Source organism: Longimycelium tulufanense, assembly GCF_014645795.1.
In the GTDB taxonomy this organism is placed as follows: Bacteria; Actinomycetota; Actinomycetes; order Mycobacteriales; family Pseudonocardiaceae; genus Longimycelium; species Longimycelium tulufanense.
On the sequence record NZ_BMMK01000070.1, the window covers coordinates 1 to 9,076 of the forward strand.

The following is a 9,076-nucleotide window of genomic DNA, read 5'->3' on the forward strand; positions in this document are numbered from 1 at the left end:
CCTGGCAGGTCAGTCGAGCCAACCTGCCATCTCCAGGCGATCCACCGCTAATCAGACAGTCCCGGGCTGACCATTGTTCTTCACGTCGGAGAATCCATGCGTACGGGAAGCGGTGACGCAGGTAGTAGCTCTTCCTTCCAGAAGAGGATTCGAGACGCCATGCTCGATGAGGTGCTTGCGTGACGGTGAGCGGACCTGTGGCCCGCAATGTCGTCGTCCACAGCGGATCAGGACTGCCTCATGTTGTTCATGTCGACGAGAGGGGTGTCCCGAGTGCCAGGGACCGCGGATGGTGGGGAAAGGAACAGCACCTGCCAGCAACTGGTCGTCGTGCAAGTGCGGGCGACTCGGTTGTTGTGGAGACTTATCATTTGGACAGCCGTTGTTTCGTGGCACGTAGGCATGTCCCTCATGTGTGCGGTCGGGCGTCCTCGGCGATGGGGGACCGTCTTCCGGACCCGCCTACCCATGCTGCTCGAAGATCTCGGTCCGACCTTCATCAAGGGTGGGCAACTTCTCAGCACTCGGCGCGATCTGTTGTCGCCTCTCTGGTGTGACGCCCTGAAGGGCCTGCACGACCGGGTCCGGCCGATGAGCATGTCGGACGCGGAGCGTGCGCTTGCCCGCGCCTATCCGAATGGTCACCCGTTCACACAGTTCGTCTGGGAGCCCGTGGCCAGCGGGAGCATCGCGTGTGTCTACCGTGCGCTCCTTCCCGACGGACGGACGGTCGCCGTGAAACTCCGTCGGCCCGGTATCGAGCGTGTGATGGCGGCGGATCTGGCACTACTACGCGTGGGGACGAGGTTTCTCCAGCGTGTTCCCCGACTGCGGCGTGTTCCCATGGAACGCATGGTGGTTCAGGTGGGTAACGCCGTGCTCCGCCAACTCGACTTCCATCAGGAGGCACGGGCGCTCGGCAAATTGCGGAGCAACCTGGCTCCGCTACCTGACCTTCAGCTCCCCCAAGCAATCTCCAGTGCGTGTGGGGAGGGGGCACTCGTCATGGAATATCTCAAGGGACTGCGTACCCTGGAACCCGACGAGCTGAGCCCACCCATCCGCCGCAGGCTGGTGGAAACGGTGCTGCGCGGTGTTTACCGGATGCTTTTTGTTGATGGCCTCGTGCACTGTGACATGCATCCGGGAAACCTTTATCTGGCGCCGAACGGAAAGATTGCCTTACTCGACGCTGGTTTTGTGGTCCATCTCCCCCGCCAGGTGCGTAGACTTTTCTCCGAGTTTTTTCTCAATATGACGCTGGGGCGTGGCGATAAATGTGCTGAGGTGATACTCCGCAGTGCGGAGGATGTGTCAGGGCGAGACGATGTGGAAGCCTTTCGTGGTGCTATATCCGACCTGGTTCGTTCGGCATCTGGGTCGCGCGCCGAGAGTTTTCGTCTCGCCCCGTTCGCCGCTTCCCTCTTTGACCTCCAGCGGGAGTACGGCATCGCAGCCGCACCAGAGTTCGTGTTTCCCCTGATGTCCTTGCTGGTACTCGAGGGGATGGTCAACGATCTATGCCCCGAAGTCGATTTTCAGGCGGTGGCGGTTCCTGTTTTGCAGTCAGCACTCAACGAGTGACAGGAAAACTATTGTCGATAGCCGGTGTGAAGTTTTTGTGTTGAACTTCCCGGTTTTTGGCGAAAGGTTCACGAAAATGTCGGCGGTCGACAACTTTGGACAACAAGGTCGCGGCTGCCACGTCGCACCACATAGAAGGGAGACAAGATGACCACGAGGTATGAGAAGAAGCGTCGGCAGCAGCTGGCGGTTGGCAAGCTAATGACCCGGGCGGTCCTTGTGGCCATACTGGGGAGCGCGGCGGCCGGAGTGGGTACCTTTGCCCATGCAACGCCGACGTCCACATGGGATGCACTCGCCCGGTGCGAGTCGGGAGGAAAGTGGAATATTAGCACCGGCAACGGATTTTCCGGTGGTCTCCAGTTCCTGCCGAGTACCTGGCACGCGTTCGGTGGGAGCAAGTATGCCCCCAGCGCCCACCAGGCAACCCGGGAACAGCAGATCCGCGTCGCCGAGCGCGTGCTCCGTAGCCAAGGCTGGGGCGCCTGGCCTGCCTGCTCGGCGAAGCTCGGATTGCGAGGTACCACGGTTCGTACCCCAGCAGAGCGTCCAAGCCCGGCCGTCCCCACCAAGCCGACACCCGAGAGCGATAACGACCTGTCCGGCACGGCCTACGTCGTGTTGCCCGGCGACACGCTGTTCGGCATTGCACTGAAGCTGAAAATACCCAGCTGGCGAACAATCCATGCGAACAATCGGGACCTCATCGCGGATCCAAACCTCATCTACCCGGGACAGCGGTTCCGGGTGTGATCACTCGTTCAGGCTCTGGTCAGCGTAACCACATGCCGGTGTTCCGGTTTGGCCTCGTTGGAGAAATGAGGTGACGACATGGTTGATGTCAGGAAGGATGACATCCTCTGTGTGTTCCGTGACTTGCCGGTCCTTCCCGGAACCAGCGCTGAGGGGTTGCTCGTTCTTACCGATCCGGACTGTTCCCTCGCCACCCGGCCGGGTATCGCGCGCCACGCCACCTGGCCGGGTGGCCGGGGAGTGGTGTTCGTGCCGACGATCCGGCCGCTGTGGATGGCGCAACACGTCCGGCAACTCGCTGGTGTCGAGGCCATCACGGTTCAGCCTGCCGGTGCTGTCTCGGTGGAGACACGCATCGCCCTGTGGTGGGCGAACGAACTGCGTTCTTCCCGGCTACCGGTTCTCCGGACGACTGCTGGACGGAACTCTGACCTCTCGGTACTGCCGGACGCCTTCGTCACCGGCGCTTCACAGACGACCTCCCGGGTACGGAGATGCCCGAGCGAGGTTGCGAGGATACTCCACCTCATCACGGTGAACGCCGGGCGGCGTCTCCTGGAACTGCCGGTCTGGGAATGGCTGCCACGCCCCGACGCACTGGCGTGGTTCGGCGTCCGGGTATCGGAGGTAGAGCACCTGTACCAGCACATCCCGGAGTTGCTGTGGCTCCGCCGCGCGGCCCGCGAGCACAGGCTTCCACAAACGCCGTCCGGGCAACGGCTCGCTCGAGCCCTGGGTGACGAGACGCTGACCGGAAGGTTTCTCCTCGAACACCACGCCCTGGTTGGCGAAGTCATCGAAAAACATGCGCTGAGCCAGTGGGTCGGGCAGCCGGTAGGTGTGCCTTCGCGGTAAAGCACACCCCGGCCTGAAGGCGACGAACCGTAGACCGGGGCCAGGTCTTCCACAGACATCGATCAGGTGGGAGAGCGGGGCACCGCTTCGTAGAACGGGGTGAGATGGGCTGGAACGATTTCTACCAGCGGCGAGGTGCTCTGCTTGCTGTTCTGGAGTGGTACGCCCGCAACCCGGGATCTACCATCCGGTTCGATGAGATCCCTGGTCTCCACGAGGCTTATCGGGACCGCGAGGACCTGCTGCGCGCGTTGCACTGTCGCTGGTTGCTCTTGCTCGCGCCACGCATCGAACTGGCGCTCGATGCGGCCGCCAGACACCCGTCCCTCGACCGTGTGGTGGCCGTGACCCGCGCATGGCGGGAGCTGGCCGCCAGCGAACCGGCATTGCGTGGGGTGCTGGACGAGTATGCCGGCGTCAACTCACAGGGTGTGTGTACCGCATGGGCCGCAGAGCACCGTCTACTTGCGCTCGCGGCGGGACTGGCCGAACCCGACCAAGCCCCTGAGGAGGTCATCCGGATCGGGGCCGCTTTCCTGACCATGGTTGGCCACCAGGGTCGGGGGCGGTGTGTCAGCAGACGGCGTGGTCTCCCGGCCACGCTGCTCCGAGAAGGTCGTAATCTGCTGACGAGGATCAACGAGCGTATGCGGCGCCGGACAACCAAAAACCAGTGTCAATAGCGCATCCTCCATGTTGCACCCGGTGCCAGGTCTGCGAATGTGATCGTGTAGTGCGACGACGCGCGTACACGACGCGCTTGGAGTCGTGCATGGTGGACATGAACTCGTCGATCAGAAATCGGCGAGATATCCCTCCACCGCAATACGGTTAGCCAGTTGTCGGTAAGCCGCAGAGTGGGTCGGTGTCCGCGTTGCGAGCCCGTCGACGTATCGGTTGTACATGCAGAACAATGCTGAGATCAGCACCGTGTCGTGGATCTCGAGATCGGTGGCGCCTCCCGCGCGAGCGTCGGCCACGAGTTCAGGGGTGACCGCATTGCCGCTCTTCTGGACGGCAGCGGCGATGCGTAGCAGGGCCGCGAGCTTGGGTGGCAGAGGTGCTTCAGCCGACTCGATCAGCACCTGCTCGACCAGCGGTGGACCCTCAGGAAGCTGGACAGCGGCGCAGGCTGCGTGTGAACGAGTGCAGAACTGGCAGTCATTGCGTGAGGAGACATAGGCCGCGATAAGTTCACGCTCACCACGGCTGAGCGTGCTCGGCCCACGCAACAGCACTTCCGCGAGCTCCCGCAGCGGACGGGCCGTATCCGGGCGGTACTGTAGTAGACCGAGAATTCCCGGCGCTGCGGTCGGCAACTCGATATGTGGCATCGCTCTCTTCCTCAGAGTTTCGTGGTTAACGCCGTACCGACACGGCCTGGCGGCGTGCTTGGGCGAACTCGACGACCTGCTGTCCAACAAGCTGTAGCCGGCTTCGCAGAGTCACGTCCGGGCAACTGCCTTCGAACGGCAACTTGAGCTCGGTGGAGTCGATCGAAACGCCCAGGGGCGTGGGCCAAGCGCGCAGCGAGTGTGCGATCGCCCGCAAGGTGCTCAGCGTGTTCACCGCCGCCTGCGATCCCTGAGCAGCGGCTACACAACCTACTGCCCGACCCTCCAAGTAAGGTCGGGCATCATTGCGGAGGTCCTCCACATAGTCGAGGGCGTTCTTGACGAGTCCGGACACCGTGCCGTGGTATGCAGGAGAGACCAGGACGACACCGTCGGCCCTTCGTAGCGCCTCCACCAAGTGCCTGGAAGCAGTGGTCCGCCTTGGTGTTACCGGATCGTAGAATGGAAGAAGCAGATCATGACCGCTGATCTGGAGGGTGCGGGCTCCCGCCTCCGCCGCGCCCCTCAGGGCGATCCGCAGGGCACGTTCTGACTGAGAACCAACGCGAAGTGATCCGCCGATGCCCACTACGGTGAAGGTCATGCCGTAGGTCCTCTCTCTTCTGGTGGAACGGAAGTGATGGTGGGCAACTCGCGGTGTGCGCGCTAGGAGAGTGAGCCGGGCTCAGGGCGTCAAGTGTGGTGGAGTTGTCCGGGTGGTCCCACGAATTTCTCCCGCAATTGCGCCAAGGATCTCAAGCGGGACGGGCTGTGTGGAAGACCGCGCTGTTGCCGGTGTGCTTCCTGCTAGCACGGGCAACCGAGCAGGGAGCCCTGGGACGCGGTGGACTGCGCTTCGGGGGCGCCGGTCCACGAGGCGCGCGTGTTGACCTTATTGGCTGTTGTGCCGCAGTTTGCCGACTGACGGTGGAGTGTCCACGGCCGAGGCGGCAAGCGGTTCCGGCTCGGTGCAGGCCCGTGGACTTGCGCGTCCATCGGCCCGAACGCAGGAGGCTCCTCGCGCGATGCGGATGTCGCCCCTCTGGGGAGCCCGGAGAAGTCAAGAGGATCTTGCCGGTGACAGGAACTGTTGATTCCTGGCACACCCATTTCCGGTTCTGCTGCTAGGAACGAATTGTGCTAGCAGAAACACATCCTTTGTGTTTGTTGCCACTCGGCCTACGGTGAGGTGAGGGCAGATCCTGTGGGCGAGGTGGTGATTAAGATCAGGCCTGCGGGCCGTTGGTGGCGGCTCGTCGGAAACGCGCCGCTGTTTTGTGTCGGCTTGTTGCCATGGGATGTCGAGCGGTTGGACTGGGGACGGGTTCTTGGTCGTATGAAGGGCGGGTGTGCGCGAATGCTGCTGAAGAAGAAGCCAGGCCATCGTGGATCGCGTGACGACGCGCGACGCCGGGAGCTGCGTCTGTTGTTGCAGACACGGCGTGCCCAGCTGTCGCCCGCCGAGATGGGGCTGCCGGTCGGCGATCGTCGTCGCGGTGCGGGGCTCCGCCAGGAGGACGTGGCGATGCTGGCGGGCCTGAGCACTCGCTGGTACGCGGCGTTCGAGCGTGGGGAGGTAGCTGCGCCCCATGTTCAGGTGCTGGAGGCGGTCGCGCGTGTGTTGCGCATGGACGAGGCTGATCGGACCTGCTTGTACCTGTTGGCTGTGGGTCACGAGCCTGGCAGGCGTGCTCCGGAGGCACCCGCGCGGGTGGACGAGGATCTGGCCGAGTTCGTCCGGGGCCAGGAGTCCAACCCTGCCATGCTGACGGACCTGGCATGGAACGTGCTGTGCCACAACCCGGCGGCCGGGGACTGGTTCGGGGACTTCGAGAACATGCCGGAAGCTGATCGGAACATGGTTCTGTGGTTGTTTACAGAGGAGGCTGCGGAAAAATTCTCCGATATCGACGCCGTGCGGCGGGAAACGATAGGAGAGCTTAGGGCGGAGTACGCTCGATGCCCTGGTGCCCCTGCCTTCGACGAACTCATCACGCGTTTGTTGGAGCTCTCCCCACGGGCCCGCGAGTTGTGGGGAGAATACCAGCCCTCGCCGGCCGCCAGTTACTTTGTCAGGCGGATTCGTCATGCCCGGTATGGCTGGCGGAACGTGGTGGGAGTCTCCGTACAGATTCGGACCGGGCTCCGGCTCCTCGTGTTCATGCCTGCGCATCATGGTTCTGACTGACCAGGGCGAAGGAAGGATTGTGCGAGTAACGTTCGGTACGGACAACTTCAGGATGGATCTCATGGTAAGCACACTGGAACAGGAGCGTGCGACACTGGACACCCGAGCGTGGGCCGCGAAATATGCCGAACATGGCTGGCGTGTCGTGCCAGAAACGTCCTCCCTTGTCCCAACGCCTCGTTCCAGCGTCGGGCGCTGGGTTGTGAACGGTGCCGGGGACTCGGAGATCGGTAAAGCACCTGCGATCTTCCTTGCCTGTGGATACGGGATCGACGCAGTCGAGATCAGTGCAGGGGAGGGGCAACTGGTCTTGTCACGGTTGGCGCTTTCCGGGGTATCGATCCCGGCGGCAGCGACTCCGCTGGGCCGCTACCTCCTGTTCGTTCGTTCGACAGGTAGCATGCACCCCGCTCTGAACGTGGGTGTCCACGGGGCGGGGGAACAGGTTCCTCTTCCGCCCAGCCCGCACCTCTGCGGTCGGTACCGGTGGGTGGTGGGTCCGGTCGATGCCGGGTGGCGCGTTCCTGAGCTCGACATCCTGCAAGATGCGTTGTTCGTCGTGTTCAGATCACTATCGAAAGGTTTTTGATCACGTGCTGTGTTGTTGACGTGGTGGTGTTCGTTGCAAGGTCATGCCGAAGCGGTGAATCGTCAAGTTGGCCCACAGGGATTGGTACAGGCTCCCTACTCTCGGCATCTGGGGAGGAACCATGTCCCCGGAAGTGATCGCTGGGTTCGTCACTGCGTTGTCGGCTCTCGCCGGCGGGCTGGCCGGTATGCTGAGCGCTCACCGCGCGCTTCGCGCAGCCCAGCGGCGAGAAGCGGAGCGAACCGTCGCGACTCTGACCGCAGGTTTTCGGACGCTGCTCGACGAACGCGCGGAGCTCACCCGAGATGTGTTCCACGAACTTGCCGATGTGAAGAAGGAACTCGCGACCGTGCGGGAGGAGAATCGGGAGCTCGTTGACGAGGTGGCCGCGCTCCGTGCCGGCCTCGATGATCGGTCCGAACAGCCTCCGGCCTGACGATGAGTCACATTCTGGTCGTGCTCAACCAGAGAACCGAGGAGGAGTGTAGTGAGGAGGTAGCCATGCATCCCGGGGTTGATGTATCCAATCATCAGGGCCCTATTGATTGGGGGCGTGTTCGAGCCGCGGGTTACATCTGGTCCTACATCAAGCTCTCTGAGGGCGTCAAGTATGTTGATTCCTTTGCTGACGTCAACCTTTCTGGCGCCCGCGGGGCCGGACTTCGGGTTGGTGCCTATCATTTCTGTCGGCCCGACAAGAACGGTCCGGGTGCGGATGCCGAACACTTCGCCACCGAACTTGCTGCGCGAGGCGCTGCTGGGGCGGATTGGCTGCCTCCCTGCCTTGACGTCGAGGTCGGTCGAGCAGGACTGCCTGGCTGGATTGCCGAGTGCATAGCAGAGGTTCGGCGACTCACCGGTCGGACCGAGATAATGATTTATTCCTCATCTTCGTGGTTCTACTCCAGCCTTGGCCCAGATCGATGGCTCGACAACGGGACTTTCCTGTGGGTCGCTCATTGGGGTCGGTCCATCGGAGACCCTGGCTACCGCGGTGACCACGTGGTCGCGCACCAGTATACGAACAATGGCAGAGTCCCCGGAATCTCGGGTCCGGTGGACCTGAACGTCGCGTTCACCGATCTTTCGACACTGAGCAGCGATCTTGGCCCGAGTTCGCCGGGTCCTGTGGAGCACCGTCCTGGCTTCGTGAGTCACCGTGTCCTTCCGGGGGAAAGCCTGTCGGCGATCGGAGAGCGGTACGGTGTCCCGTGGCGGGAGATATGGCACGCCAACCGCGCGTTGATCGGTGATAATCCGAATCTGGTTCGGCCGGGGTGGATTCTTGTGATCCCCAAGGTCGGTAGGAAGCGGGCGCACATCGTCCAGGCCGGTGAGACCCTCTCGGAGATCGCGGCGAAGTACGGTACCACCGCGGATGTGCTGCGGGACCTGAACGGGCTGGCCAACTTGCATCTCATCCATCCGGGGCAACAGATCCTGCTCCCCTGAACAAGATCGCGAAGGAGGGTTGCACCCAGGTACCGGAACGGAACACATCGTGCACGAGCGTCGAGGGGTTAGCGGACATTGCTTACGTGAGCTGACGCGTGACCGATGCATCTTGCCAGGGGGACAAGTAGCCAGTTCAGGGGACTCGCGGCGTTCGGTGCTGGGTGGACAATTGCTCGTAGAACATCCCGATCCCGACACTTCTCGTTCACCGCTACTGGCTGGGTGCCACCAGTCCTCAGGAGACCAGGTGAGGAGGAACACGTCATGGGTGAAGCTGCGTCTGCCTGGGACACGGCCGGTGCCTTGCTGTTGGTGCTC

Annotated in this window: 10 protein-coding genes and 1 pseudogene; 9 read left to right on the plus strand and 2 right to left on the minus strand. The window is 62.7% G+C overall.

Annotated features, from left to right (window positions below; all coding sequences use genetic code 11):
* Window positions 1-468 precede the first annotated feature (468 nt).
* From IEY55_RS31000 to IEY55_RS31015, 4 genes are all read left to right on the plus strand, one after another.
* Window positions 469-1,584: an ABC1 kinase family protein gene (locus IEY55_RS31000; RefSeq protein ID WP_189062148.1), complete on the plus strand. Its 1,116-nt coding sequence runs from the start codon at window positions 469-471 to the stop codon at window positions 1,582-1,584.
* 147 nt (window positions 1,585-1,731) lie between these two features.
* Window positions 1,732-2,337, plus strand: a complete 606-nt coding sequence (locus IEY55_RS32870; protein ID WP_189062149.1) for a LysM peptidoglycan-binding domain-containing protein — start codon at window positions 1,732-1,734, stop codon at window positions 2,335-2,337.
* Window positions 2,338-2,415: 78 nt separating this feature from the next.
* Window positions 2,416-3,192: a hypothetical protein gene (locus IEY55_RS31010; RefSeq protein ID WP_189062150.1), complete on the plus strand. Its 777-nt coding sequence runs from the start codon at window positions 2,416-2,418 to the stop codon at window positions 3,190-3,192.
* A 104-nt stretch (window positions 3,193-3,296) separates the two neighbouring features.
* Window positions 3,297-3,875: a hypothetical protein gene (locus tag IEY55_RS31015; protein ID WP_189062151.1), complete on the plus strand. Its 579-nt coding sequence runs from the start codon at window positions 3,297-3,299 to the stop codon at window positions 3,873-3,875.
* Between the two features lie 111 nt (window positions 3,876-3,986).
* Here the strand turns inward: IEY55_RS31015 and IEY55_RS31020 are convergent, their stop codons facing one another.
* Together IEY55_RS31020 and IEY55_RS31025 are read right to left on the minus strand one after the other, a co-directional pair.
* Window positions 3,987-4,526, minus strand: a complete 540-nt coding sequence (locus IEY55_RS31020) for a carboxymuconolactone decarboxylase family protein (protein WP_189062152.1) — start codon at window positions 4,524-4,526, stop codon at window positions 3,987-3,989.
* A 25-nt stretch (window positions 4,527-4,551) separates the two neighbouring features.
* Window positions 4,552-5,130, minus strand: coding sequence for an NADPH-dependent FMN reductase (locus tag IEY55_RS31025; RefSeq protein WP_189062153.1), 579 nt, complete (start codon window positions 5,128-5,130; stop codon window positions 4,552-4,554).
* A 600-nt stretch (window positions 5,131-5,730) separates the two neighbouring features.
* Between IEY55_RS31025 and IEY55_RS31030 the strand changes: the two genes are divergently transcribed.
* From IEY55_RS31030 to IEY55_RS32425, 5 genes and pseudogenes are all read left to right on the plus strand, one after another.
* Complete coding sequence (locus IEY55_RS31030; protein ID WP_189062154.1) at window positions 5,731-6,714, plus strand: helix-turn-helix domain-containing protein; 984 nt, start codon at window positions 5,731-5,733, stop codon at window positions 6,712-6,714.
* Window positions 6,715-6,775: 61 nt separating this feature from the next.
* Window positions 6,776-7,303, plus strand: a complete 528-nt coding sequence (locus tag IEY55_RS31035; protein ID WP_189062155.1) for a bifunctional DNA primase/polymerase — start codon at window positions 6,776-6,778, stop codon at window positions 7,301-7,303.
* A gap of 121 nt (window positions 7,304-7,424) precedes the next feature.
* Window positions 7,425-7,739, plus strand: coding sequence for a hypothetical protein (locus IEY55_RS31040; RefSeq protein ID WP_189062156.1), 315 nt, complete (start codon window positions 7,425-7,427; stop codon window positions 7,737-7,739).
* 65 nt (window positions 7,740-7,804) lie between these two features.
* Window positions 7,805-8,338 (plus strand): annotated as a pseudogene (locus IEY55_RS33185) (glycoside hydrolase family 25 protein); the annotation flags it as partial.
* A 114-nt stretch (window positions 8,339-8,452) separates the two neighbouring features.
* The gene (locus IEY55_RS32425) at window positions 8,453-8,755 is read left to right on the plus strand and encodes a LysM peptidoglycan-binding domain-containing protein (protein ID WP_229686933.1); all 303 of its coding nucleotides are present in this window, start codon (window positions 8,453-8,455) and stop codon (window positions 8,753-8,755) included.
* Window positions 8,756-9,076 lie beyond the last annotated feature (321 nt).